Here is a 24,415-nt window from a genome sequence, read left to right on the forward strand (position 1 = left end):
ATGTCCTCTGATTCTGATTATTTTTCTCGTTAGAATGTGAGCGCTATGCGCCGAACTGACTGATTTTGTAGAACGGTACGCTGCCTACTCCGGCAACATTCACCATGGCAGCGCCGCCGGTACTAGGAATACGCACTTGCTGGACTTCCCCTGCCAATAACAGGTTCGGACTCGCTTGCCCTTCCTGTACTTCGACAGACACGGTGTAATTACCCGGTTTCAAGCCCAGCTCTTCCGGGTCAATGTTGAAATCCACATCACCCGCGGGGTGTGCACCAAGAGGCACTTTGGTTTTCTGGCCAAACTCATCTTCCACCACTAAAGTGACCTGATTAGAAGGATGCTCCAGCTCGATTCGTCCCTTTTGAGTCCCTTCAGCCAGTTCAAATTCATTGCCGCTGACGTACACGGTCTGACCCACCAGCCCCGCTGTCGATAACACTTGCATGTTGTCGAGCAGAACCATGCTGTTTTGCATCAGCATGGACATATTTTCAGTACTTTGTACCTGAGAGAATTGCGCCAGTTGGCTGACATACTCAGTACCATCCAGTGGATTCAAAGGGTCCTGATTCTGGATTTGTGCCACCATCAAGGTGATGAATTCGTTTTGCAGCGAGCTTGCACTGTTCATATCTTGCGGGTTAGCCGCGATCCCCGGATTACTCTGGGTTGTCGTTGGCGTATCCGTGTCCAGCGCAGTAAATTGAGCAATACTCATTAGCGTCCTTCTCCTAATCTCAGCAGCCCTTGCTGCATGCTTTTCACATTCGCCAGCACTTCCACATTGGTCTCGAAACTGCGCGTCGCCGACATCATGTCTGCCATTTCCGCCACCACATCGACACCAGGGTAATAGACGTAACCCTCTTCGTTGGCTAGCGGGTTATTGGGTTCAAATCTTTGTTCAGCCTTGGCGTCACTTTGCACCACATCGACAATTCGCACTTCCGCATTGGGGTAGACATTTTGGCCTGCGGCCAGCTGAGTCTGGCTATACACCGTGGCAAACACAGGTTTTAGTGCTTTGTAGGCATCGTCCGGGTTCGCTGACACTGCATCAGCATTCGCCAGGTTACTGGCTACCGTGTTGAGACGAACGGTTTGCGCTGTCATTGCCGAGCCCGCGATGGAATAGATATCAGTGAATGACATGATTAACGTCCCTCTATCGCTTTAGCCAGACCACTGAATTTCATATTCATAAACGTCAGGCTGGTTTGAAAATCCATGTTGTTTTGCGTGAATTTGGCTTGCTCCACGCCCAGTTCTACCGTGTTGCCATCTTTACTGTTCTGATATGGCACAGAATACTTGGTTGAAACGTCCAGCTTCGGTGTTGTCGCGTGCACACCATTTGGATTGGCCTGCTTCATAACCGTGGTAAAACTCAAGTCTTTGGCCAGGTATCCAGGCGTATCGACATTTGCTAAGTTACTAGCAAGCACCTTGGTACGCTGAACCCGAAAGTTGAGTGCCTCTGGGTGAACCCCTAATGCACTGTCAAAACTGATTGCCATGTCTCTGTCCTTAAATGGGCGAAGTACTAAGGGGTATAACAAGATACATGCCAATTTTTTTATAAAGCAAAAACAATGACTTATACAAAAAACAGGAAGCGAAACTTCCGTTTCACGGAAGCCAGAACAGGGATGAGGAAGTGGGTCGGAAGCATTGTGATATTGCTCGCAACGTGGTCTGGATACGCTGCCGAAGAAGCCAAAATGACCACCCAAGCGCTCGAGACTGCGGTCCATCTTTCGCTGCAAGAAGAAATTCAACGAGTCGCCCAGCAGCAAAACTGGCAGCACCATCAGATGCATCTCGTGATATTCGTTCCAGAGTCTGCAAAACATCTGGCACGGTGTCAGGGGCCGCTAATTGTTTCCAGCCGTGACAACCAGACCTTGCCCGTTGGCAACTTAAAGCGAAGTGTAAGCTGTCAGGATGGATTCAATGATTGGCGCATCAACACCAGCGCAAAAGTAACCCTTTCCGTGCCAGTTGCTGTTGCGACCACCACACTGAATCGCAACAGTCAAATCAATGCCAACTCCGTTAAACTGGAAACCCGAACCCTCACCCGGGCTATCCATTTTGTGCCAGAGCTCTCCCAGTTGATCGGTAAACAGGTATCAAGACGCATGCGCTCTGGCCAGATCATTGATGCCAGTTTTGTCTCTAACCCACCACTGGTCGAGAAAGGCAACGAGGTAGTGATTATTGCTGCCAAAGGCAAGCTCAATGCCAGCACCAAGGGCATTGCTCTGGAAAACGGTGGAGCAGGAGAACAGATAGATGTGCAGAATAGTCAATCAAAGCAGGTGATTCGTGCCGTAGTGACTGGCTTGAATCAAGTTCATACGCAATTCTGAGCACAGGTCAACACACCCAATTCAGCCAAACCCATAACCGACACCAATGGTTACCGTTTGTCATATTGTTAAATTTGAACACGGGTTCCAAAAGTCACGCCAGTCGTTTTATTGCAGCAAGTTATCGTAGAAGAAAAACAACGCTTATTTCAATAAAACAAAAGTGGTGGTTATGTATAAATCAACCTTCCCCAGGTGCAAAACAATAGGGTTCCTGACCCTGGTTGCGCCGTTTTCACTTGCTGCAAGCACTCTAAATATCGAGTTTGAAGATTACGACACAGGTGGCCAGAATGTTAGCTACTTTGACAGCTCTCCGGGCAACGATGGCGGCAAATATCGTGACGACGATGTCGATATCAGAAGCAACGGTTCTGGCGGTTATGCCGTGGGCTGGGCCAAAGATGGCGAGTACCTGAACTACACGGTGAATCTGGCTCAGGCAGGAAAATATCGCCTCGACGCTCAGGTCGCAGGCAGCAATACAGAACCGATGTCACTGAGCTTCCACCTCACCGATGGCAGCCACTTGGGAACGTTAACTTACTCGCCTCTGGTTGCCGATGTGCGCAGTTTTCAAACCGAAACTCTATCCGATATCTGGCTACCACAAGGGGAAATCACCGTTCAGGTTCGCTTGCACAGCGGTGCCTTATCCCTCGACAGCTTTGCCTTCATCTTAGATCAGGCCGCTTCCGCCGCCGATACTCAATATGGTGCGGGCTCAAGCCTGGTCAATTACGCCCGATTACCTGGAGACTTCATGGCGGCCGATTACAGTGGCTATTTTGATACCACCACAGGCAATGCTGGCGGCGGATATCGTCAGGACGATGTCGACATTCGAGTCAGTAATCAAACCCCTTTGGTTGGCTGGACTCAACCTGGAGAATATTTAAAGTTTGAAACATCCGTAGCACAGAGCGGTGCTTACGATGCTGTTTTCAACCTCGCGTCAGATAGTACAAGCGATAAAACGTTGGAGCTTAGAGACGAAACTGGCAACCTGCTAAGTCAGTTAACTTTTAATACTCAAGGCGCTGGTGCCTATAACCTCGAGCCGTTTACCATGACAGGGATAACACTGCTTGAGGGCCGCCAACAACTGGAGGTTCGCTTTACCAGTAGTGGCTTCCGCATTCGAAACATTGATATTGTCTCCTCGCCCGATCGCGACGGTGACTGGGTCGGCGACAACGCCGATGCGTTCCCTGATGATCCTGCCGCCAGTATCGATACCGATAAAGATGGCTACCCCAATGCTTGGAACGAAGGCAAGACTCAACAAGACTCTACGACTCCTTTAACACTGGACGCCTTCCCCGATGACCCAAATGAGCAGATCGACTCCGATAAGGATGGCGTCGGTGACAATGCCGATATTTACCCGTTGCTGCCAGATCTTTGGGTCGCACCGGTAATGTCAGTACCGGGTAGCATGCAAGCTGAACACTTTCAATATGGAGAAAATGGCGAAGCTTACTTTGACTTATCCACAGGCAACGCTAAAGAACAACATCGTTTAGACGTAGATGTGGACATTCACAATAATAACCAACCTGATAGCTCTGGTAACCCGACCTACGGCATCGCCTATATCGAGGATAGTGAGTGGTTGATGTATGATCTTGATGTAAAACAAGCGGGACTGTATCAGCTCACTCTGACCGCTGGCAGTGGCCAAATCAGCAAACCAGTTGAACTCTCCGTCCACATTAATGGCGACAGCTACCCACTTGAATATACGGCGAATGTCGCCGATCCTCGCCAATATCAAACGGTCATGCTGGATGCCGATATTCCATTGTCGACTGGCAAACAGCAATTAATGATACGTTTTGATGACGCCAACGGTGCCTCACTGGATGCTTTCTCACTGACAACTCTCGTCGATAGCGATAACGACGGTGTTTCTGACGGTCGCGATGCCTTCCCTAACGATCCGAACGAATGGTTAGATAGCGATGGCGACGGCGTGGGTAATAATGAGGATGCCTTTCCCTATAACGCCGCTGCCAGTATCGACTCTGATAGCGATGGTTACCCTGATGAGTGGAACGAAACGTGTGACTATTCATGCCAGTTAAACTCTGGTTTGAGGCATGATGAACTACCGAACGATCCTAATAACTATCGTGACAGCGATAAGGACGGCGTGGGTGATAACGATGACCAAGACGATCAGCGCTTCCATCACACCGCTTTTGCCAGCGACACGCTGCTTTTCGAACGATTTGAAATTCAGACTCGCTCTCAGAGCGGCACAGAAGTGATCGGTCGAATCCAGCCTGTCAGCAATCGCTTCGCGCCAGAATCGGCACCCGATTCCGATCTCGCCTTTGCTCTTACTCGCGATGACAGTGATCTGTTCACACTCACTAACATTCGAGATCAGGACGGCCGATTGTTCGGGGTACTGACACTGAAAACGGATGACAGCGTAGATTGGGATAACAACCATCTGGTTGAAATTGAGCTCCGGCAAGCAGGCAGCGCCATTGCCCGGGTGGAAACCTTAGTCGAAGCACTTAATACCACAGCATGGAAACAGTTCTTTGACCAGTTCTATCTCTATGCCACAGACGAAGCCTATCGCCTACACAGCGGCAGAGACTATGATTATGCTTTGGTGAGCGACCAGGTAAACACTCTGGCCAGCAACAACTATCAAGTCCGCTATGGATTTAAGAGCACCAGCTCTGGCTGGGCAGAAGACAGCAGCCTCACCATTAACTTCTATGATTATCCGAATGAAGATGATCTCGCTTATTACGGTCAGCAAGTCGTCAGCAAATCGATTTTGGCCGATGAACTTGAGCAAAGTGCGCTGCATCTTGCGGCTCTGGCTCGTGCCTATACTCACCTGCCCGAGTATCAGTCAGGCTCAGAGCGTAGCGCGTTAAAAACGACCTTGTTACATACGTTAGAGGCATGGCTTGACGCTTTCCCGAGTTCCGACTTTGGTAACTACGCCGGCGTTGAATACAACGACACCACCCATGCCTGGCGCTTCACCGACCCAATATCTGGCGTCATCATGGCGCTAGCCGACGACATCCATGAAGGCCGGGCGCAAGACAAGAGCCTGTACACGCGGGTATTTGATAAGACCAGCCAGTTCCTGTCTGAGGTGGCTTTTGACTTGCCTGTCGGTGAGGCCTCCATCGATTACCATCGCTACTACAATGCTAAGGATCTCGCCTCCTCTCCAGGAGCCTGGGCCGACGCTAACCGTGCACACCGACTCAGAACATGGGCAGCCATGGTAGCCTTCTATAAAGACTACAACCGCCCGATTACTTACAACGCATTATGGTACCCAGACTACGAGGGCAATCAGCCCGGACTTGGCTGGCAATCACAAGGAACAACAATATTACCTGGGTGGAGTCCTCAAGGCAGCTTTGGCGACCTAAAGCACTGGATCGACACCAATGGCATCAGTGCACAAAGCTATGGCCGCTCCGGTTTGTTACCAGACGGTACCATGAGTCACCACGTTGGATTAAGACAAGACTTAGCCATGTACGCCTATGGCTATGAATGGTTGACCGAGGAACCTTATGTGTTTGCCTCTTACCTGAAGGGCACCGCCTTTGAAGCCTCTCACACACCTTATGAGTTTTCACTGGATGTTCTGAACTACATCATGCCCTGGCTCATTTACGGTCAGTCGACCGACTTCCAGGCCGTCGGACGCAGTCACTATGGTAATCATATCGATGACTTTGGTAGTTATATCTTGAGTCGGGATGCAGAACTGCTCACCCACTCCGCACCATACTCTACCGATCAGGGTGCTATTACTCGATTGACGGAGTTGACCTCAAACATTAACCAAAACACCCATCAGCAACTGGGCAGCAACGCCTTTTGGGCTAATGATTATCTGATTCACCGCCGGGAGAAGTTTGATTCTAACAGCTCGGAGTACAAAGAATGGTTTAGCTCAGTAAAGCTTGAATCTCAGCGCACCCGTGGCGCAGAAAGCTTCTCTGACAGCGCATTCGGCTTTATGAACGGGCGTGGCGTACTGCAAGTCAAAACCAATGTTCAGGATTACAGTAACATTCGTTATGACTGGGACTGGCATTTGCTTCCGGGAGTCACCGAGTCATGGCGACAGGATAGCCTGCCGTTGCAATCGAGTGAAAACGCTGGCAACCCTTCAGCATTCTCGTCGGTACTCACTAATGATGCTCAGGATCCGGCTGATGCCTATGCCATGGCGGCATTCGACTACGCCAGCGATCACAGTTACTCCACAGTCACAGCCAATAAGTCCTATTTCTTCCTGGATGAAATGGTTGTCGCCATGGGCAATAACATTCAGCGAGTGAGAGACGATCTATCAACCAATGGAGGCAACTCGCCAATCTTGACCGTTATCGATCAACTGGAATGGTCCACGCCATTTACCTATAACCCGGGACAAGGGTCGAGTGTCGGTACTGACGGCGTGAAAGTGGCGCAACTGCAAACCAACTGGTCTTCCAACCCAGCCAATGATCCAACGCTGACTGAATCAGAACAGGTGATGTGGTTCCATCAGGGCAACAAAGGTTATGTCATTCTGCCGCAAAATGGGCAGAAAGTGAGAACCTACCTACGAGGAGGGGACGCCATTCCGGATTCGGATGACAGCACACAAGGTGGTGAAAATGGTGAGCGTCTGACGCCGCTTCTGATTGCCATCAATCACGGAACGGATACATCAGGAGCGGGTGAGCAGAGTCACTACACCTACCTGACTCTGCCATTCGTTAGTGCTGATGATATGCCGGCTAAGGTACAGCAGATATTGACTCAGTTGGAAGTCCATCAACTTCCGGACTCGGGCATTGAAGCTATTTATTATCAACACCCGGAAACCGACAAAGAAGTGGTTCAGATAGTCTTCAGGCAAAGCGGGGAAGTGACATTTGACAATGGCCTCAAGGTCTCTGTCAATAAGCCAGCACTAGTGCAGATGAATGAAGTCAGCTCGGGTGAATGGGATATTACTGTCACCGATCCAAACGCTCATGACGATCCTGATATCGAGGCTCCGACTAAGAGTTTCAAACATATCGCTCTTACAACCAACAATGAAATTGTTTTGAACGTAAGTCTCAACTTTTCGCCAGGCACATACTCTTATCTGACTCAAGGTATCAAAAAGGAGGCGCTGACCTCGCAACAGGTAGGGGTTTCAAGTATCAATAACGGTACCGAACTGACTTTCCAGCTGCCCGATATTAATGATAGTGAAGACTATCAGGGGAGAGAAAATCTTTACCTTGGCATGCCGGCAAGTATTCGCATCAACGAAATCAACTGATGTAGCCTAATCACAGGCAAACAAATTGTTTAATACTTTTTGTTTGCCTGTCGCCCTATACTGTTAACAACAATGCAGACAGGAATTTTGTGATGAAAATCGATAAGGTGGCAGGGGGTCATGTCCCGCAAACCAACTTCAGTCAATCGAAAACACAGGCCACAGCAGAAGCACCGACTCGAACGTCCACGACCGAGACGGCATTCAATGCGAATACTGCCGCATTAGACAAAGCGCAGGCTGAACTGTCAGCCATGCCGAATGTCGATATGGCGAAAGTCGAAGCGGTGCGCAACGCACTTGCGAAAGGTGAACTCGGGCTGGATGTTAAAGCGTTGTCTCAGGCAGTGATGCGTTTTCATACCGGACACGAGTCTTAATGATATTAACGCATTAGACATTGGGGCAGCGCCCCGGTAAGGGAGCAACACTCATGGCCGCAACAAGGACAGAGCTAGTCCAGCAATTTGTGCTATCGATAACCGAAGACATTCGGTTGTATCGCAAACTGCTCGCATTGCTACAGCATCAAAAAGCACTCTACCTTAAATTTGATGGTGAGGCGCTAAGCAACAATATCCACGGCCAGCTTCCAATACTTAAGCAACTCAGCCACAATGCCAGCAAACGCAGTCAGGCGTTATTACAACTGCAACTACCTAGCTCTGAACTGGGCGTCAAAAAGCTGATTCGTGCACTGCCAACCAAACTGGCTGACAACATTAGCAAACAGTGGCAGATGCTGGCGTCACTGATTAAAGAATGCCAAAAATACAATCACGATAACGGCCAAAGCTCCGCCGCTTTCCATGAATTGCTGGGCGAACTCACGGGCAAAGAGCGACATTCCTATGAGGAACATATCGGTTAACGTTTCGGTTTGCCGTCTCTGGCTGCACTTAGCCATTTGGTTAGTGGCGGGAATGGTTTGCTTATGGCCACCAGCTGTAAGCGCGGGCTCTGCCCCGCCAGATAGCGCCATCCAACCTCACTTAGCCAAGCTTCAGCCCTATCAGAGACAAATTCTCAACAAGTTTGAAGAGTTCAATCCGTTGGTGAGTGAAATCTTTAGTCAGCTATCCAAACGATCTCTGCCAGAGAGTTTGGTGCTAGTGCCCATGTTAGAATCATCCTATAACCCTAGCGCAATTTCGCCCGCAAAGGCGGCCGGACTGTGGCAATTAATGCCCGCTACAGCAAAACGCTTTGGTCTGACCGTTAATGAGCAGCAGGACCAACGATTTGACATCGCCCCCAGTACTCAGGCCGCGATGCAATACCTCGACTTTCTGTACCGAAAATTCAACGGTGACATCAACCTGACTCTGGCCGCCTACAACGCAGGGGAAGGGCGTGTGCAAAGGGCGATCAAAAGGGCTGGCAGCCATCAATTTGCCGATCTGCACCTCCCCGAAGAAACCATCCACTATGTGCATCGATTTCACGCTCTGCTGACTCTGGTCGACCTGTCGACGCTGAAACACGATCGCGTCAGCACCCTATGGCTTTTTGCCAGCGAAACACAATGGCAACAGACACCACTCATTGATCTGACCCCGTTACCACCTCTGATTTCGTTGTAACCCTATTATAAAAACGAAAAATTGGCTGTTTTCAGCCCACTATTCACTGGTAAGATGCTGACATTCTAATCCATTCATCCTTACTGACTTTCATGCAAAACGAACGCAAGGCCCTCCTGTTTGGCCTGTCCGCAGTACTCCTGTGGTCGACCGTTGCCACAGCCTTTAAGCTGACATTGGCAGAATTCACCCCAGCACAAATGGTGGCAGCAGCTTCTCTAGCCTCGACCGTTGCTCTGATTGTCATCTGCGCGGCTCAGGGGACACTTGCTCAGGTTAAAACAACCTTTTTATCCAACCCATTTTATTATCTGTTGCTGGGCCTGATTAACCCTCTGGCTTACTACCTGATCTTATTTAAGGCCTATGATCTGCTGCCCGCCTCTCAAGCACAGCCCATCAACTACAGCTGGGCCATTACTCTGACTCTGATGGCGGCCGTCTTCCTGAAGCAAAAAATCCGACCACAGGACTGGTTTGCCTGTGCGCTGGGTTATCTGGGGGTCGTGGTGATTGCAACCAAAGGCGACGTACTGGGGCTTCAGTTCGACAGCCCGCTGGGCGTGGGTCTGGCCCTGCTGTCTACATTACTCTGGGCAGGTTATTGGATCTTGAACACCAAAAACACAGCCGATCCGGTTGTTGGTGTACTGCTTGGATTCCTTGTCGCCCTACCCTTCGCCTTTGCCGTCGCTCTATACGAAGGGGCAGCGTGGTCTGCCATTAGCCTCAAAGGCTGGCTGGCGGTTTCTTATGTCGGACTCTTTGAAATGGGCATTACGTTTGTGCTGTGGCTCAGCGCTCTGAAATCGACACAAAATACGGCTCGAATCAGCAATCTGATTTTTGCCTCTCCTTTTATTTCCCTGATGCTACTGGCATCGGTGATTGGCGAAGAGATCCATCCTTCAACGCTGGTTGGCCTGGTACTCATTATCGTAGGACTGGTCGTGCAACAGTTTAAACGCAAAACTTAACACCCCGTCGCGGTTGCAGCGCGACATCATGTGCGCTGCAACCACCTGCGATTTTTTTCCTACTTTTTTTAACTGGTTCTCAAAAACTTAGCATCAAAAGCCACTGCCATTAACGGAACAAACCACTACTTTCATTCTTCCTGCCGCTATTTCACTCCAAAACCACAAACCCAGCCACCTTGATGGCATTGCATCACTCTGAAAAACCTGTAGAAATAATAGGGTTATTAAATAATTTCAATTCAAAGTGTAAATTTTTTATTACAGCCCAATCATTCTCATCTACGGATAATAATTACAAAGGATTTCTGCCATGGAGAATTCGATCTCTTCTTCGCCACCGGCCCGTTCCGGTTTGTCTCAGTTACTACGCTCACTTGGCCCGGGTATTATGATGGCCGCCGCCGCTGTCGGCGGCTCACACTTAGTGGCTTCTACTAAAGCCGGGGCCATCTATGGTTGGCAACTGGCTGCGCTTATTCTGCTTGTAAACCTGTTTAAATACCCGTTTTTTAGAGCAGGTGTCCAATACACCATGGGAACGGGAGACAGCTTAATTCAAGGTTATGCCAATCTGGGACGTGGATATCTGTGGGTATTCACCATACTCAATGTCATTTCTGCCATCATAAACACTGCCGCACTGTTGCTGTTCAGTGCCAGTCTTCTGGGCTATTTCCTGCCCTTTGAACTGTCTTCGCTTGTGCTGTGTGGCATAGTTCTGGTGACCTGTGTAGCGATTTTATTTGCCGGACACTACAAAGCGCTGGACGGCCTGTCGAAAGCCATTATGGCAACCCTGACGATTGCCACTGTGACAGCGGTCATCATCGCAGCCTCAAATGGCAGCGTAGCACCGGCCGACTATCAGGCTCCCTCACCATGGACCATTGCCGCGATCGGCTTCATTGTGGTCACCATGGGCTGGATGCCTGCACCGATTGAGATCTCCAGTATCACTTCAATGTGGCTTAAGAGCCAATGTAAGAAGCAGCAGGTCACCGCAGAGTCCGCTCTGTTTGATTTCAATGTAGGCTACATCGGGACTGCAATACTGGCTATCGTGTTTGTGGCTTTAGGTGCCCTGGTCATTCACGGCTCGGGGACGGAACTGTCTGCCTCTGGCGTTGGCTTCTCTCACCAGTTAGTCAGTATGTATGCCAGCACCATCGGTGAGTGGTCGCGCTACCTGATTGCAGTGATCGCTTTTTTCTGTATTTTTGGCAGCACCATTACCGTCATTGACGGCTACTCACGAGCTATCGCTGAATCACAACGCTTGATACAGAAACAAACTGAGGAGAACCCCAAGACCTATCAGGCCTGGGTCATCGTAGTCTCTGTCGCAGCTATCTCGATCGTGGCATTCTTTGCACAAGCACTGATGCCCATGCTCAACTTCGCGATGATCATGGCGTTTGTCACCACTCCCGTATTCGCGCTGCTGAACTACCTTCTGGTCTCCAGAACCGAGCTGCCACCTGCGCTCAAGATGGGCAGCAAGCTCAAAATTCTTTCCATTCTGGGTCTGATTTACCTGTTTGGGTTTTTGGCCGTCTTTGTATGGTGGAAATGGATGATGTAATAAAAACGCCGAGCATCTGCTCGGCGTTTTTCTGTTTTACCATCAGAGGGGACTAGACATGCTGACCCGCCACGAACCCTGACGACCAGCACCACTGGAAGTTATATCCACCAAGCCAACCTGTCACGTCCATTACCTCACCGATAAAGTACAAGCCCGGGATCGATTTACACTCCATGGTCTTCGACGACAGATGGTCGGTATTCACCCCGCCTAATGTTACCTCTGCAGTGCGGTAACCCTCGGTACCATTGGGCGCAATCGTCCAGTTCTCAAGTGACTCCCGAATGGACAGCAACTCTTTGTGGTTATATTGTTTTAAAGGCTTGTCCGCAAACACCTTACGCTCAATAAGCACCTCTACCAAACGCTTTGGCAGCACTCGTGCCAGAGTGTTCTTCAGGCTTTGGTTTGGGTGTTTCTCAAGCGATCGAGTCAGCAACTCATCAATATCTGCTTCGGGTACCAAATTCACTGACACATTTTGCCCAGGTTTCCAGAACGAAGAGATCTGCAAAACCGACGGGCCGGACAGTCCGCGATGAGTGAACAACAAAGCCTCTTTGAAAAGCGTGCCATCATTCGCTGTGATCTCGGCAGGAATGGCGATGCCAGACAGTTCAGCAAAATCTTCCTTGTCTTCTTTATGCAAGGTAAACGGCACCAGTCCTGCTGTAGTCGAGACCACCTCAAGACCGAACTGCTCGGCGATTTTGTATCCAAAGGGCGTCGCGCCCAGCTTTGGCATCGATAGTCCACCTGTCGCTACCACTAATGATGCACATTCAATCACATCAGTATCGGCGTGCAGAGAAAAGCCCGTCTCGGTTTTCTCAATGCTGTGCACATCCGCCTGATAACGGAACTGTATATTCGGTGACTCACACTCAGAGAGCAGCATCTTAACGATGTCTTTTGCCGACTCGAGGCAGAACAGCTGCCCATGATCGCGCTCTTCAAACTCAATGCCGTATTTACTGACAAGCGAGATAAAGTCCCAGTTGCTGTACTGCGACAACGCCGACTTCACAAAATGTGGATTCTGACACAGGTAGTTGTTAGCCGAGACATCGTAGTTAGTAAAATTGCACTTACCGCCACCAGAGATGAGGATTTTTCGGCCCGGTTTCTTGGCATGATCCAGCACCAGCACGGAGCGCCCACGCCTGCCTGCCTCTGCTGCACACATAAGACCCGCAGCACCAGCACCAATTACTACTACATCAATTTTCTGACTCATCACGATGTTCCGACTCGACATTCAATAAAAAAAGGATGTGCGTATTGCACATCCCTTCAACAATCTGGCGCTATTCTAACGACTTCGCAGAACAAAGCCAACTCTCCGACACACAGCTATCGGATATCAAGTACTTTTGCGCTCAAGCTTGCGGCTACAACAAGAAGCCCGCAAACAAGGTAACCCCTATCAAGGCGACACAGAGTACGAACAACTCTCTCACTCGGTCACATTTTCCAATAAACACCGGATCGTGGTGGTGATGGTATTCTTTGCTTTTGAGGTAGTGAAACAGCCTCACCTGCTTGGCCATGTTACCGTGAGTGGTGAAAAAACCGCGACCATCTACTTGTTGGTACAAGAGCGGATGCGCCTCACGCATGATGAAAATAAGTGAGCGTAGAGCTGTAAGATACCGGGCCATATTGACCGAGGTAATGAGCATCAATGCTAATAGAATAGTGTCTCCACTGATCATCTTTTCCTCCCTACATCTTCCCAGATGCCCAAGAGAAAAAGACGACCAGTCGACTTTTAAACGCTGATGTTACTCAGCAGGGGCATCCATAATGGAAGACGAACCTTCTTTCGCTAACGTTGCTAAGTCCTTATCGATGAAGAACAGCGCCTGTCCGTTCTCACCTACGAGTTCTAGCTTATCTAAGATCCCTTTAAATAATTTTTCTTCTTCATGTTGCTCGGCAACGTACCACTGAAGAAAATTAAACGTTGAGTAGTCTTGAGCTGTAAACGCAACATGAGCCAGTTTGTTGATTTTTTCCGTAATCATCTGCTCATGTTTGTAGGTTTCGCGGAACACATCACCCAAGCTGTCAAAGTCATGTCGAGGCGCTTCAATACTGCCCAGAATCGGCAGGGCACCCGTCTCGCTGACATACGTAAACAGTCTTTGCATGTGTTGCATTTCTTCGTCCGCATGCTTACGAAGAAATTCAGCCGCACCTTCGAATCCTTTGTCTTCACACCAAGCACTCATTTGTAAGTATAGATTGGATGAGAAAAATTCGAGGTTAATTTGCTCGTTCAGATGCTGAACCATTGCTGGAGAAAGCATTTACGACTCCTAATTTCGTAACTGGAATTAACGCTACTATAACATAACTTACTGAGGAGTCTCTGATCTCACACCCAAACTTACAATGCGCTAAGCACACTACCCTTACTTTGAGTCTAGAAAACTTTTAAGACTTTGCTCACCAATTCCAGTCTTGTTGTTGAGAAAAAACACAGTCAAACTGAATTGCAATAACGGCCTCAATCACCAAGGTGTCATTAAAGCAGCCTGGCTCTATTTGTACTCCTGATGACGATTTGAGATCACATCAGCATAAATGTCGAACGATAAGTGCTATGTTTTCTATAGAATAAACGTCAGGAGGATTGCGTTATGAGTTATAAACATATCTTGGTCGCATTGGATCTCTCAGAAGAAAGTAAAATGCTGATCGACAAAGCGGTCTCTCTCGCCAAGCCGCTGGATGCAGAGGTCTCATTCATTCACATCGATGTGAATTACGCTGAACTGTATACTGGTCTTATTGATCTCAATATGGCTGAGACACAGCACCAGGCAATGGAAGCCTCTATGACCCAACTAAAACTGTTCGCTGAGTACGCGGATTTCCCCATCAAGCACTCTTTAGTGGGAAGCGGCGATCTGAGCAACGAACTGCGTGATACCATCGGAGAATACAACGTTGATCTCGTAGTGTGCGGTCACCATCAGGATTTCTGGAGCAAAATCCTCTCCTCGACTCGTCAACTGATCAACACCTCTCCAGTTGATATGCTCGTCGTTCCTATCAAGGATTAATGCAACAAAACGCAATCTAACAGGCTTCTTCGGAAGCCTTTTTGCACTCATGCCTGCGAAGTTTCACAAAGGTGTTACAATAGCCCCATCTTTCACTCCATAGATAATAATGTACGATGGGTTATCTCTATTCTGTCACTCTGCTTTGGGCGTTTTCATTTAGCCTTATCGGTGTGTATCTGGCGGGTCAGGTCGACTCGTGGTTCTCAGTATTAATACGCGTAGTACTCGCGGCATTGGTGTTTTTGCCTTTTACCAAGTTCAAACAGGTTCCGGGCAAACTTAAGGCAAAACTGATGGCCATTGGTGGCATTCAGTTAGGGCTGATGTACTGCTTCTACTATCAGTCTTTTTTGCTGCTCTCAGTACCTGAAGTATTGCTGTTTACGGTGTTTACCCCTATTTATGTCACGCTATTTTATGACTTTTTGAAAGGGCGTTTCTCACCCTGGTACTTCGTCACCGCCGCCATTGCGGTAGCTGGTGCCGCCTTTATCAAATTTGCGGGTATCAACGACAACTTCGTCACCGGATTTCTCGTCGTTCAGGGCGCGAACCTGTGTTTTGCCATTGGTCAGGTTGGCTACAAATTCGTCATGGAACAAGAGCAGAGCGAATTACCTCAACACAGTGTTTTCGGTTATTTCTATTTCGGTGCAACTGTCGTGGCGACCATCGCTTTCACCCTGTTTGGTAATCTGGAAAAAATGCCAACTACTGGTGTTCAATGGGGCGTGCTGCTCTACCTTGGTACCATCGCATCAGGTCTGGGCTATTTCATCTGGAATAAAGGCGCGTGTATGGTCAACGCGGGTGCATTGGCGGTCATGAATAACCTGCTGGTGCCTGCCGGATTGATTGTGAATATCGTGATTTGGAATCGTGATGTGGACTTATTGAAGCTGTCCATTGGCGGAGGCATTATCTTGCTGTCACTGGTGGTGAATGAGCTTTGGGTTAAGCCCAGAGCGGAAGCCCAGTTTAATAACGCCTAAACTTCCCTCTATACCGTCACTCGTTAGTGCAGCTGTTCTGGCTGCACTTTTATCATCTGTTCGTCTACCACTGCAGCGGCCAAATGATACTTTTGCTCCAACTTGCTCTGCTTTCGTGCCAGTTTTTGACTCTTTTTCAGCAACTTGTGCAGCTTCTTCTGTGCTTTTTCCTGTAGCTTTAACGCTTTTTTCGCACGTTTTGCCGCTTTTTTATCGATCGTATCGAGGTTAGACGCATCCGCCGCTTTTGCCTTGCGCTGCGATTTTGAGTTCGACGTAGCGGACACACTATCGGACCGGGCTGGCAATGCTTCTGCTAACACACCGCACTGTTGCTGTTGTTCGAGCGGCTTGTTCTGACAAGAAGCTGGCGGGATTGCAGCAGGTTTACAAAGGGTAGATTTGTCGGCAGACGAGCGCGAGCAGGAGCGACACAAATACTTAGGCTCCGCCACCAAACGGTGAATGTCCCCCAGATTGGCGCTAATATCGCGACGATTTAACTTACACAGACGTTTCGTCATACCACTCTCCAACTCACCAAAACGAAAACAGGAATGATTCTTAGTTAGATATAAGGTCTATTGGCTTGGGTTTCAAGTAACTCGCTCCAGTTACAGTAAGCAATTTACTCAAAAAATGAATACAAGGCTACTAACTCATTGATGCGTTGACATAAACGTCGAAGCGATTTTTTTTGGTTTCAATGGCCATGGTGGGTTTCTTGTCATCCAGCCAATTCGCATAGTCCGGGCGTTTGACCACGACACGCTTAGTCGCCAGCTTCAGTGCTGGCACCAGAAGACCATCGGCGTCCGTGTCAGCACCAACCAAAGACTGAAATACGCGCATCTCCTTTTTAACCAGAGCCGATTTTTTCTTGTTCTCTGGGTGTGGGTACATAGGATCCAGGTACACCACGTCAGGCTTGATGAATGCGTTATCATCGGCAAGCTGTCCCAGTGCGTCCAGGCTGGAGGCATGCAGTAGCGACAGTCGCTCACTGACCCACTCACCAATCTCGGCATCTTGCTTAGCACGCTCCAGACCGTCATCTAATAGCGCGGCAACCACGGGGTGGCGCTCGACCATTTGCACTTTACAGCCCAATGATGCCAGAACAAAGGCATCCCGTCCCAGGCCCGCCGTGCCATCCAGGACTGTCGGCGTGGCGCCTTTGTTTAACCCTGCAGCTTTGGCTATCGCCTGCCCCTTGCCACCGCCAAATTTGCGTCGGTGCGCGACAGCGCCACCGGCAAGGTCGACATAAATCGCCCCCAACTTAGGTTCATCCAGTTTGCGAAGTTCCAGCCTTTCTTCGGTCAGTACCAGCGCAAATTCAGAGTCTTCCGATGCTGTAAGCCCCCAACGTTTAGCCAGTGCCATAAGCTGTGGCTGACGTGACTCTTGTTCGCAGATAAGTTGAATGTGCAAGATAGACTCCGAAAAAGGGATGGCGGTTTGGCGCCAGTGTACCTCAAGTCGATACCTTGACCAATAAGCGTGATCGACACAGAGACGACAACACAAAAATAGTGATAAGCTTTAGCCACAATCTTGTCACTAGACACTCCGTCAACAACCAAGGATTCAATATGCATGGCACCCATGGTCTTGATGATCTAGACAAAGCAATCCTGAAAACTCTCATGGAAGATGCCCGTCGTCCTTATGCTGAGATGGCAAAACAATTCGACGTCAGCCCGGCCACTATCCACGTCCGAATTGAGAAGATGAAAGCGGCAGGCATCATCGAAGGAACGGAAGTGGTCGTGAACACGAAAAAACTCGGCTACGACGTATGCTGCTTTATTGGTATCAATTTATACGCAGCGCGAGACTATCACTCTGCTCTTGAAAAGCTGAATGCGCTGGATGAAGTGGTTGAAGCCTACTACACCACTGGCGCTTACAATATTTTCGTGAAGCTGATGTGCCGATCGATTGAAGAGCTGCAACATGTCTTGATTGATAAATTGCAGGCGATTGAAGAAGTGCAATCGACGGAGACTCTGATTTCGCTGCAAAACCCGATCAGTCGTAATGTGAATCCCTAAAACGACAGAGAAAGAACAACAAAAAGGCGCTCAAATGAGCGCCTTTTGATTTTCATCGTTCCAGTGTTAAACCCACTTCGTCTTAGTGGCTTCTTTCACTGCTGACATCACCAGCGTCGGTAGCGATGCAGCCATGATGACACCAAACAAGTGACCTGCTGCCAACGCCTCCGTGTTAAAGATAAGCTGACCCAGACCTGTATAGATAACCCCGAGCGATAGGATCGCAGACACCGCGACCGCACCCAGTAGGTACGGGTTGGTGAATGGATTTCGGCGGTACAGCGACGTAAACGTGCGCGAGTCAAACAGGTGCCATAGCTGTGCAAAGACTAACATCGCAAACGCCATGGTTTGTGCGTAGTTTGCGGAGAAACCATTGGTCAGTGCCCAGTTAAATGCCATGTAACTCATACCACCCAGTGCCAGACCGCGAGTCAGGATACGAGTTCCCAAATGGTCACTGAAGAAGCTCTCGTTACGTTTGCGAGGCTTACGCTCCATCAGATCTTTCTCTTCTGGCTCTACACCCAGAGCAAGTGCTGGCAGACCATCAGAGACCAGGTTGATCCATAGAATCATCAGTGGCGTCAGCGGCAAGATCGCTTCCGGGCCCATCATTAGAAACGCAAACAGAATGACTGAAACTTCACCCACATTGGCAGTCAGCGCCTGACGGATAAACTTACGCAGGTTATCGAAGATCTGACGACCCTGACGCACCGCTTTCACTATGGTGCTGAAGTTATCATCCAATAAAATCAGGTCGCCTGAGTCTTTCGCAACCGAGGTACCGGTAATACCCATCGCCACACCAATATCAGCGCGACGCAGCGCAGGTGCATCGTTCACACCATCCCCAGTCATCGCCGCCACTTCGTTGTTGTACTGTTGAGCCTGTACGATGCGCAGCTTGTGCTCAGGAGTGACACGAGCAAATACAGCAACCTGAGGACAGATTTCACGCAGCTTATCATCGTCCATCTCATCGAGCTGCGCGCCAGTCACAACAAGGTCTTGCTCATTGCGGATAATGCCGATATCACGAGCAATCGCAGCAGCTGTGAGTGCGTGGTCACCCGTGATCATCACCGTTCTTACCCCTGCCTGATAACAGCTCTCTATCGCACCGCGAACTTCCGGGCGTGGCGGATCCATGATGCCGTATAGACCGAGGACAGTAATGTCTTTCTCAAGCTCTGTATGATCACGATCTAGATCGGCTTCTGTCAGCTCTTTAAAGCCAACCGCCAGGGTACGCAGTGCATCTTGAGCAAAGTTCTCAATCGCAGCTTCGTAGTTAGCCACAATCTCTTCGCTTGGACTCGCCGCCAGCGCAAGGTTACCGTCGGTTGCCATTGGCGTATGATCAACGGGCATGCCATCAACCATAAAGCCGGCAGCATTTCTAAGAATCACATCTGGCGCACCCTTAATAGCCAGGAAGTGCTTACCTTCCGGATCTCTCACAATTACCGAGGCCATCTTACGAGATGAGTCGAACGGAAATTTCTCAACAATCGAGTAGCCCCCAGAAGCGAGCATTTCAGACTGATTCAGGCCCGCTTTGGCTGCAGCGACAATCAGCGCCCCCTCCGTTGGGTTACCACGAACGGTCGAGCTGTCGCCATCCATGATGTACTCCGAATCGTTACATAGCGTTGCCACGACAAGACCCTTCATCATCTCTGGGCTGTGCTTGGCATCTGTACTGTGTGATAGCGGCTTAAACTGCCCTTCAGGGCTAAAGCCTTTACCGCTCACTTCCCAATAACGACCGCTCGCATCGTATGCTTTCATCACCTGCATTTGGTTTTGGGTCAGCGTCCCGGTTTTATCTGAGCAGATAACCGTAGTTGAACCGAGCGTTTCGATCGCAGCAAGCTGCTTAGCCAGTGCGTTGTTCTTCACCATGCGAGTAGAGCCCATGGTCAGGACGATAGTAATAACGGTAGGAAGTCCTTCAGGAATCGCCGCTACCGACAATGAGATACCCGTATTGAGGATCTCCAGCCAAGGCATGCCATAGTAAAGACCGATCGCACATACAACGGCGACCACACCCAATGCCACCAGCATCAGTGTTTTGGCGATGGTATCCATACGCTCTTGCATTGGCGTTTTGGTTTCTTCGGTATTTGCCATCAGGTCAGCGATGTGGCCCACTTCGGTCTGCATACCTGTCGCCACCACCAATCCCAAACCCGTGCCCGATGTCACCATCGTCGTCATAAAGCCCATATTCAGCTGGTCACCAAGACCTACGGACTCATCGTCGATGACTTTGGCCGTTTTATCCACGGGCTCCGATTCACCCGTCAATGCCGCTTCGTCGATGGACAGACGATTGGCTTCCAAGATACGAACATCGGCCGCCAGAATGTCGCCGGTGCTGATTTTCAGGATGTCACCCGGCACGATGTCGCTGGCGGGAATATCGATCCATTCGCCATCACGCTTAACTTGTGCCGAGGGTGCCGCCATTTGGCGCAGCGCTTCCATACCTTTCTGAGCTTTAAACTCTTGCCAGAAAGCGATGAGCGCGTTGATAAAGATGATCGCCGTAATCGCGATCGCATCCACCAGATGGCCGGTAAAATAGGAGACAACCGCGCCAACACCAAGGATAAAGATCAGTGGGTTTTTGAATTGATGGGCAAACAGCTCAAGTGCCGACTTGCCAGCTTTTTCTTGAAGCTCATTTTTGCCGTATTGTGATTGACGCTCGGTGACGTCCTTTGAAGTCAGGCCTTGTTCCGCCGAAACGCCCATCATCTGCTGGGTATTCTCGACAGTCTCTGTAAACCACTTTTTAGTCATGGGGTAACTCTCCAGGTAAATTCAGTCGACATCGGTAGAATGAAAAACCGATAAAAAGCAATCGCTGAATCAAATTATGAAATGCCCGCCCTGCATGTTTATTAACATTTAGTGCGTAAGCAAAAATCCAAATTAAGTTACCTGAAAGCCGATATCCTTGTAATTAAGTTTCGACGCGCTGACATGCACTCTAGGACGCTTCTTTGACTTAAGACAAACTTAGATTCCATTCCAAAACCAAACCAATAAAGGCTTTGTAAGCAAGTTTTAATGACACCTAATTTTGGCGGAAATAACACTTCTGTTTTTTCGAATAATGAAAACGGGCTACATTAATGAGGACTTCATTGAAGATTACATTTTTATAACCAATCTAATATCACGCCAACTTATTCAATAAATATTCACTTGCAAGATATATCGTTTAAACTTGGTTTTATCTCAATAAAAAAGCCTCTAGCTAGAGGCTTTACAATGTGAAGGTTTATAAGGTTAGGCGCTGATACCAGAGTGGCGTAACAACGCATCTATCTCAGGCTCACGTCCACGGAAGCGTTTGAATAACTCCATTGGCTCTTCGCTGCCCCCCATTTCGAGAATATGGTTCAGGAAGCTCTGACCCGTCTCTTTATTAAAGATCCCCTCTTCTTCAAAGCGCGAGTACGCATCTGAAGACAGGACCTCTGCCCAAAGGTAGCTGTAGTAGCCTGCACTGTAGCCACCAGCAAAGATATGACTGAAGCTATGTGAGAATCGGTTCCATTCGAGGCTTGGCAAAACCGCTACTTTGGATTTCACCTCTGCCAGAGTTTCCAGAACGCGAGCACCGATGTCCGGATCGTATTCCGTGTGCAGCGTGAAATCGAACAGACCAAATTCGAGCTGACGCAGGATAAACATAGCCGACTGGAAGTTCTTCGCCGCCAGCATCTTGTCGAGCATCTCTTTCGGCAACGGTTCACCGGTTTCATAATGGCCAGAAATAAAGGCCAGCGCTTCTTCTTCCCAACACCAGTTTTCCAGGAACTGACTTGGCAGTTCAACCGCATCCCAAGGTACACCATTGATACCGGAAACGGCTCCGGTATCGATCTTAGTTAGCATGTGGTGAATACCATGACCCGTTTCGTGAAATAGCGTCACCACCTCATCATGGGTGAACATCGCAGGCTTATCACCGACCGGTTTATTGAAGTTACAAGTCAGGTAAGCCACAGGCGTTTGCAGCTCACCATCGATACCGGTGCGACGCACACGACACTCATCCATCCAAGCACCACCACGCTTATGTTCACGTGCATACAAGTCAAGATAGAAGCTGCCACGTAAAGTGCCTTCTGCATCAAAAATATCGAAAAAACGTACCGACTCATGCCAGGTATCCACACCTTCACGTTCCTCGATGCGCATGCCAAAAACGCGATCCAGAACTTCAAACAGGCCACTTACCACTTTTGATTCTGGGAAGTATGGACGCAACTCCTCGTTCGAGAACTGGAACAGGTGTTGCTTTTGTTTCTCACTGTAATAAGCGATGTCCCAAAGGTTAAGCTCAGTGACGCCAAATTCTTTTTCAGCAAACTGGCGCAACTCTTCGACTTCACGCTCACCTTGTGGCTTGGCTTTTTTGGCCAGATCATTGAGGAACCCCAATACCTGTGCCGGAGTTTCGGCCATTTTCGTCGCCAGTGATTTTTCACTGAAGGTACCAAAGCCTAACAAACGTGCTATTTCATGGCGCAGCTTCAGTTGCTCCGCAATGATTTCCGTGTTGTCCCACTTTCCGGCATTCGGTCCGCGATCCGAGGCACGTGTCACGTACGCTTCATACAGCTCCTTGCGCAGTTCCTGATTATCGCAGTAGGTCAATACCGGCAGGTAAGAGGGAATATCCAGTGTCAGCAGGTAACCGTCGAGCTCTTTTGCTTCGGCGGCGGCTTGTGCGGCTGCGAGCGCCGACTCCGGCATCCCCGCCAACTCTTTTTCATCAGTAATGTGCTTTGTCCAACCCATGGTGGCATCAAGTACATTGTTGGAGAACTGCGAGCCCAGCTCAGACATACGTTTGCTGATCTCCCCGTAACGGTGCTGCTCATCGGCAGGCAAGCCGATGCCTGACAGCTCGAAGTCACGCAGGGAATCTTTGATGGTTTTCTTTTGAGCTTGCGACAGCACATCGAACGTGTCGCTGGCTTTGATTGCCTTATAAGCTTCATACAGCCCTTTATGCTGACCCACCCAGGTACCGTACTCCGACAGAATCGGCAGGCAGCTTTCATAGGCTTCTCGCAATTCGTCGCTATTCACCACAGAATTCATATGACTCACGGGTGACCAAAGACGGCTAAGCTTGTCATCAATGTCTTCAATCGGAGCAATGACATTGTCCCACGTTGGATGGTCATTGCCCTCGAGCACTTCACCAATTTTCGCCCTACATGCTTCAATCGCTTGTTCGACCGCTGGCTTTACGTGTTCCGGTTTGATTTGTGAAAAAGGAGGTAAGTCGGTAAACGTCATTAATGGATTTGACATGCAGCATCCCTTTTTAATTATTGGATTCCCTCACTCAATCAGAAGGCAAGTGAGCGTAATTAATAGATAAATGTAGACTCGAACAGCCGTTTTCAATCCTTTGTATGCCAATTACGTCAATTCAAAGCGGCAAGATCTCTGCCGCTTAGGGCTAGAAGAGGTTATAATCCGTCCATTCTTGTCCAACTGAGTCTTTATTTTGCTGAGCTATCGACACAGCTTTCACGCCGGTAACCATGCCGATGTTGTGAAGCACATAGTACAAAGTCTTATCCTTAATTCACTAAAAAACAAGGAAAAGCCGTTCGTTTATCACGACACCCATTCGGGCGTGGGTCGCTATGACCTGACTCATGAATGGTCGGAGAAAACGGGCGAATATAAGCAAGGTATCGGTCGTATTTGGGGCAACCCAGACATTCCCGAAGATATCGCCAGCTATATTGAGTCTATCGATACGCTGAATAACGGTGAAGCTCTGCGTTACTATCCCGGCTCTCCACGTGTGGCACGTGCGCATTTGCGTCCGCAAGACCGTATGGTGTTGACCGAGCTGCATCCAAGCGACTTTCCGCTGCTAGAGCAGGAGTTCCATCGCGATCGTCAGGTAAAAATCTTTAAAGAAGATGGTTTTAAACGTCTAAAAGCCAGCCTACCTCCAGCAGAGCGTCGTGGTCTGGTGTTAATCGACCCTCCGTATGAACTCGCAAAAGAGTATCGCGATGTGGTGACCGCGATTGCGCAAAGCTACAAGCGCTGGGCAACCGGTATCTACGCCATTTGGTATCCAGTAGTGAATCGCTACGACATTGACGACATGATCGAAGGCCTCGAAGGTCTTGGTATTCGTAAAATTCTGCAAATTGAATTGGGTGTCTCCCCCGACACCAACGAACGAGGCATGACCGCATCAGGCATGATTGTCATCAATCCGCCGTGGATGCTCGAGCAGCAGATGAACGCGATTCTCCCTTATCTGAAAGAAAAAATTGCCCCAGCCACCGGCCACTTTAAAGTGGAATGGATTGTGCCTGAATAGCAAACCTCTCAGGTTCACATGTCGCGGGGTGAGACGCCCTGCGACCTCCTCTCTT

At 49.2% G+C, this 24,415-nt stretch carries 21 protein-coding genes; 11 read left to right on the forward strand and 10 right to left on the reverse strand.

All coding sequences use genetic code 11. The annotated features are described in order from the left end of the window. Nucleotides 1-43: 43 nt before the first annotated feature. Genes flgD through flgB form a run of 3 tightly spaced genes read right to left on the reverse strand, consistent with a single transcriptional unit; the run spans nt 44 to nt 1,520 of the window. Nucleotides 44-721: a flagellar hook assembly protein FlgD gene (flgD, locus tag C4S60_RS16240; RefSeq protein ID WP_103881409.1), complete on the reverse strand. Its 678-nt coding sequence runs from the start codon at nt 719-721 to the stop codon at nt 44-46. Continuing rightward, a complete protein-coding gene (gene flgC, locus C4S60_RS16245) occupies nt 721-1,155 on the reverse strand; it encodes a flagellar basal body rod protein FlgC (protein WP_103881410.1) in 435 nt (144 codons plus the stop codon). Before flgC ends, flgD begins: the two co-directional genes overlap by 1 nt. Nucleotides 1,156-1,157: 2 nt before the next feature. After that, nucleotides 1,158-1,520, reverse strand: coding sequence for a flagellar basal body rod protein FlgB (gene flgB, locus C4S60_RS16250; RefSeq protein WP_103881411.1), 363 nt, complete (start codon nt 1,518-1,520; stop codon nt 1,158-1,160). Nucleotides 1,521-1,595: 75 nt separating this feature from the next. Here flgB and flgA point away from each other — a divergent pair, with 75 nt between their 5' ends. From flgA to C4S60_RS16285, 7 genes are all read left to right on the forward strand, one after another. After that, entirely contained in the window at nt 1,596-2,375 is a 780-nt protein-coding gene (gene flgA, locus C4S60_RS16255) for a flagellar basal body P-ring formation chaperone FlgA (RefSeq protein WP_167390991.1), read from the forward strand. A gap of 172 nt (nt 2,376-2,547) precedes the next feature. Further along, the gene (locus C4S60_RS16260; RefSeq protein WP_103881413.1) at nt 2,548-7,695 is read left to right on the forward strand and encodes a polysaccharide lyase family 8 super-sandwich domain-containing protein; all 5,148 of its coding nucleotides are present in this window, start codon (nt 2,548-2,550) and stop codon (nt 7,693-7,695) included. Nucleotides 7,696-7,787: 92 nt separating this feature from the next. Further along, nucleotides 7,788-8,075, forward strand: coding sequence for a flagellar biosynthesis anti-sigma factor FlgM (gene flgM / locus C4S60_RS16265; protein ID WP_103881414.1), 288 nt, complete (start codon nt 7,788-7,790; stop codon nt 8,073-8,075). Between the two features lie 53 nt (nt 8,076-8,128). Beyond that, entirely contained in the window at nt 8,129-8,566 is a 438-nt protein-coding gene (gene flgN / locus C4S60_RS16270) for a flagellar export chaperone FlgN (protein ID WP_103881415.1), read from the forward strand. Between the two features lie 52 nt (nt 8,567-8,618). Then, nucleotides 8,619-9,278: a lytic transglycosylase domain-containing protein gene (locus C4S60_RS16275; protein WP_425275143.1), complete on the forward strand. Its 660-nt coding sequence runs from the start codon at nt 8,619-8,621 to the stop codon at nt 9,276-9,278. Between the two features lie 92 nt (nt 9,279-9,370). After that, the gene (locus C4S60_RS16280) at nt 9,371-10,255 is read left to right on the forward strand and encodes a DMT family transporter (protein ID WP_103881417.1); all 885 of its coding nucleotides are present in this window, start codon (nt 9,371-9,373) and stop codon (nt 10,253-10,255) included. A gap of 313 nt (nt 10,256-10,568) precedes the next feature. Then, entirely contained in the window at nt 10,569-11,840 is a 1,272-nt protein-coding gene (locus C4S60_RS16285; protein WP_103881418.1) for an NRAMP family divalent metal transporter, read from the forward strand. Nucleotides 11,841-11,892: 52 nt separating this feature from the next. Here the strand turns inward: C4S60_RS16285 and C4S60_RS16290 are convergent, their stop codons facing one another. The 3 genes from C4S60_RS16290 to ftnA form a co-directional block, all read right to left on the reverse strand. Continuing rightward, nucleotides 11,893-13,080 (reverse strand): BaiN/RdsA family NAD(P)/FAD-dependent oxidoreductase, encoded by a 1,188-nt coding sequence (locus C4S60_RS16290; RefSeq protein WP_103881419.1) that lies wholly within the window; start codon nt 13,078-13,080, stop codon nt 11,893-11,895. A gap of 154 nt (nt 13,081-13,234) precedes the next feature. Next, a complete protein-coding gene (uspB, locus tag C4S60_RS16295; protein WP_103881420.1) occupies nt 13,235-13,558 on the reverse strand; it encodes a universal stress protein UspB in 324 nt (107 codons plus the stop codon). A 69-nt stretch (nt 13,559-13,627) separates the two neighbouring features. After that, entirely contained in the window at nt 13,628-14,155 is a 528-nt protein-coding gene (gene ftnA, locus C4S60_RS16300; protein ID WP_103881421.1) for a non-heme ferritin, read from the reverse strand. A gap of 333 nt (nt 14,156-14,488) precedes the next feature. On the opposite strand from ftnA, the gene C4S60_RS16305 reads away from it, so the two are divergent. Both C4S60_RS16305 and C4S60_RS16310 read left to right on the forward strand, forming a co-directional pair. After that, nucleotides 14,489-14,914, forward strand: coding sequence for a universal stress protein (locus C4S60_RS16305; RefSeq protein ID WP_103881422.1), 426 nt, complete (start codon nt 14,489-14,491; stop codon nt 14,912-14,914). A 116-nt stretch (nt 14,915-15,030) separates the two neighbouring features. Next, a complete protein-coding gene (locus tag C4S60_RS16310) occupies nt 15,031-15,909 on the forward strand; it encodes a carboxylate/amino acid/amine transporter (protein WP_103881423.1) in 879 nt (292 codons plus the stop codon). A gap of 23 nt (nt 15,910-15,932) precedes the next feature. Here the strand turns inward: C4S60_RS16310 and C4S60_RS16315 are convergent, their stop codons facing one another. Further along, nucleotides 15,933-16,433: a hypothetical protein gene (locus tag C4S60_RS16315; protein ID WP_103881424.1), complete on the reverse strand. Its 501-nt coding sequence runs from the start codon at nt 16,431-16,433 to the stop codon at nt 15,933-15,935. Nucleotides 16,434-16,563: 130 nt separating this feature from the next. Then, nucleotides 16,564-17,343: a class I SAM-dependent methyltransferase gene (locus tag C4S60_RS16320; RefSeq protein WP_103881425.1), complete on the reverse strand. Its 780-nt coding sequence runs from the start codon at nt 17,341-17,343 to the stop codon at nt 16,564-16,566. A gap of 161 nt (nt 17,344-17,504) precedes the next feature. Here C4S60_RS16320 and asnC point away from each other — a divergent pair, with 161 nt between their 5' ends. Beyond that, complete coding sequence (asnC, locus tag C4S60_RS16325; protein WP_103881426.1) at nt 17,505-17,966, forward strand: transcriptional regulator AsnC; 462 nt, start codon at nt 17,505-17,507, stop codon at nt 17,964-17,966. 66 nt (nt 17,967-18,032) lie between these two features. Here the strand turns inward: asnC and C4S60_RS16330 are convergent, their stop codons facing one another. Continuing rightward, the gene (locus tag C4S60_RS16330) at nt 18,033-20,786 is read right to left on the reverse strand and encodes a cation-translocating P-type ATPase (protein WP_103881427.1); all 2,754 of its coding nucleotides are present in this window, start codon (nt 20,784-20,786) and stop codon (nt 18,033-18,035) included. Between the two features lie 492 nt (nt 20,787-21,278). Next, entirely contained in the window at nt 21,279-23,321 is a 2,043-nt protein-coding gene (gene prlC, locus C4S60_RS16335; RefSeq protein ID WP_103881428.1) for an oligopeptidase A, read from the reverse strand. A gap of 199 nt (nt 23,322-23,520) precedes the next feature. Between prlC and C4S60_RS16340 the strand changes: the two genes are divergently transcribed. Next, nucleotides 23,521-24,360 carry a 23S rRNA (adenine(2030)-N(6))-methyltransferase RlmJ gene (locus tag C4S60_RS16340; RefSeq protein WP_103881429.1) on the forward strand — a complete coding sequence of 280 codons (840 nt, stop codon included), beginning with the start codon at nt 23,521-23,523 and terminating at the stop codon, nt 24,358-24,360. Nucleotides 24,361-24,415 lie beyond the last annotated feature (55 nt).

Source organism: Vibrio hangzhouensis (genome assembly GCF_900107935.1).
GTDB lineage: Bacteria > Pseudomonadota > Gammaproteobacteria > Enterobacterales > Vibrionaceae > Vibrio > Vibrio hangzhouensis.

Excerpts from the sequence above, each read along its gene's own strand:
- ftnA (WP_103881421.1), bottom strand. The coding sequence starts at position 14,155 with ATGCTTTCTCCAGCAATGGTTCAGCATCTGAACGAGCAAATTAACCTC.
- C4S60_RS16310 (WP_103881423.1), top strand. The coding sequence starts at position 15,031 with ATGGGTTATCTCTATTCTGTCACTCTGCTTTGGGCGTTTTCATTTAGC.
- C4S60_RS16260 (WP_103881413.1), top strand. The coding sequence starts at position 2,548 with ATGTATAAATCAACCTTCCCCAGGTGCAAAACAATAGGGTTCCTGACC.
- flgN (WP_103881415.1), top strand. The coding sequence starts at position 8,129 with ATGGCCGCAACAAGGACAGAGCTAGTCCAGCAATTTGTGCTATCGATA.
- flgB (WP_103881411.1), bottom strand. The coding sequence starts at position 1,520 with ATGGCAATCAGTTTTGACAGTGCATTAGGGGTTCACCCAGAGGCACTC.
- C4S60_RS16280 (WP_103881417.1), top strand. The coding sequence starts at position 9,371 with ATGCAAAACGAACGCAAGGCCCTCCTGTTTGGCCTGTCCGCAGTACTC.
- prlC (WP_103881428.1), bottom strand. The coding sequence starts at position 23,321 with ATGTCAAATCCATTAATGACGTTTACCGACTTACCTCCTTTTTCACAA.
- flgM (WP_103881414.1), top strand. The coding sequence starts at position 7,788 with ATGAAAATCGATAAGGTGGCAGGGGGTCATGTCCCGCAAACCAACTTC.
- C4S60_RS16315 (WP_103881424.1), bottom strand. The coding sequence starts at position 16,433 with ATGACGAAACGTCTGTGTAAGTTAAATCGTCGCGATATTAGCGCCAAT.
- flgC (WP_103881410.1), bottom strand. The coding sequence starts at position 1,155 with ATGTCATTCACTGATATCTATTCCATCGCGGGCTCGGCAATGACAGCG.
- C4S60_RS16285 (WP_103881418.1), top strand. The coding sequence starts at position 10,569 with ATGGAGAATTCGATCTCTTCTTCGCCACCGGCCCGTTCCGGTTTGTCT.
- asnC (WP_103881426.1), top strand. The coding sequence starts at position 17,505 with ATGCATGGCACCCATGGTCTTGATGATCTAGACAAAGCAATCCTGAAA.
- flgD (WP_103881409.1), bottom strand. The coding sequence starts at position 721 with ATGAGTATTGCTCAATTTACTGCGCTGGACACGGATACGCCAACGACA.
- C4S60_RS16305 (WP_103881422.1), top strand. The coding sequence starts at position 14,489 with ATGAGTTATAAACATATCTTGGTCGCATTGGATCTCTCAGAAGAAAGT.
- flgA (WP_167390991.1), top strand. The coding sequence starts at position 1,596 with ATGACTTATACAAAAAACAGGAAGCGAAACTTCCGTTTCACGGAAGCC.
- C4S60_RS16290 (WP_103881419.1), bottom strand. The coding sequence starts at position 13,080 with ATGAGTCAGAAAATTGATGTAGTAGTAATTGGTGCTGGTGCTGCGGGT.
- uspB (WP_103881420.1), bottom strand. The coding sequence starts at position 13,558 with ATGATCAGTGGAGACACTATTCTATTAGCATTGATGCTCATTACCTCG.
- C4S60_RS16275 (WP_425275143.1), top strand. The coding sequence starts at position 8,619 with ATGGTTTGCTTATGGCCACCAGCTGTAAGCGCGGGCTCTGCCCCGCCA.
- C4S60_RS16330 (WP_103881427.1), bottom strand. The coding sequence starts at position 20,786 with ATGACTAAAAAGTGGTTTACAGAGACTGTCGAGAATACCCAGCAGATG.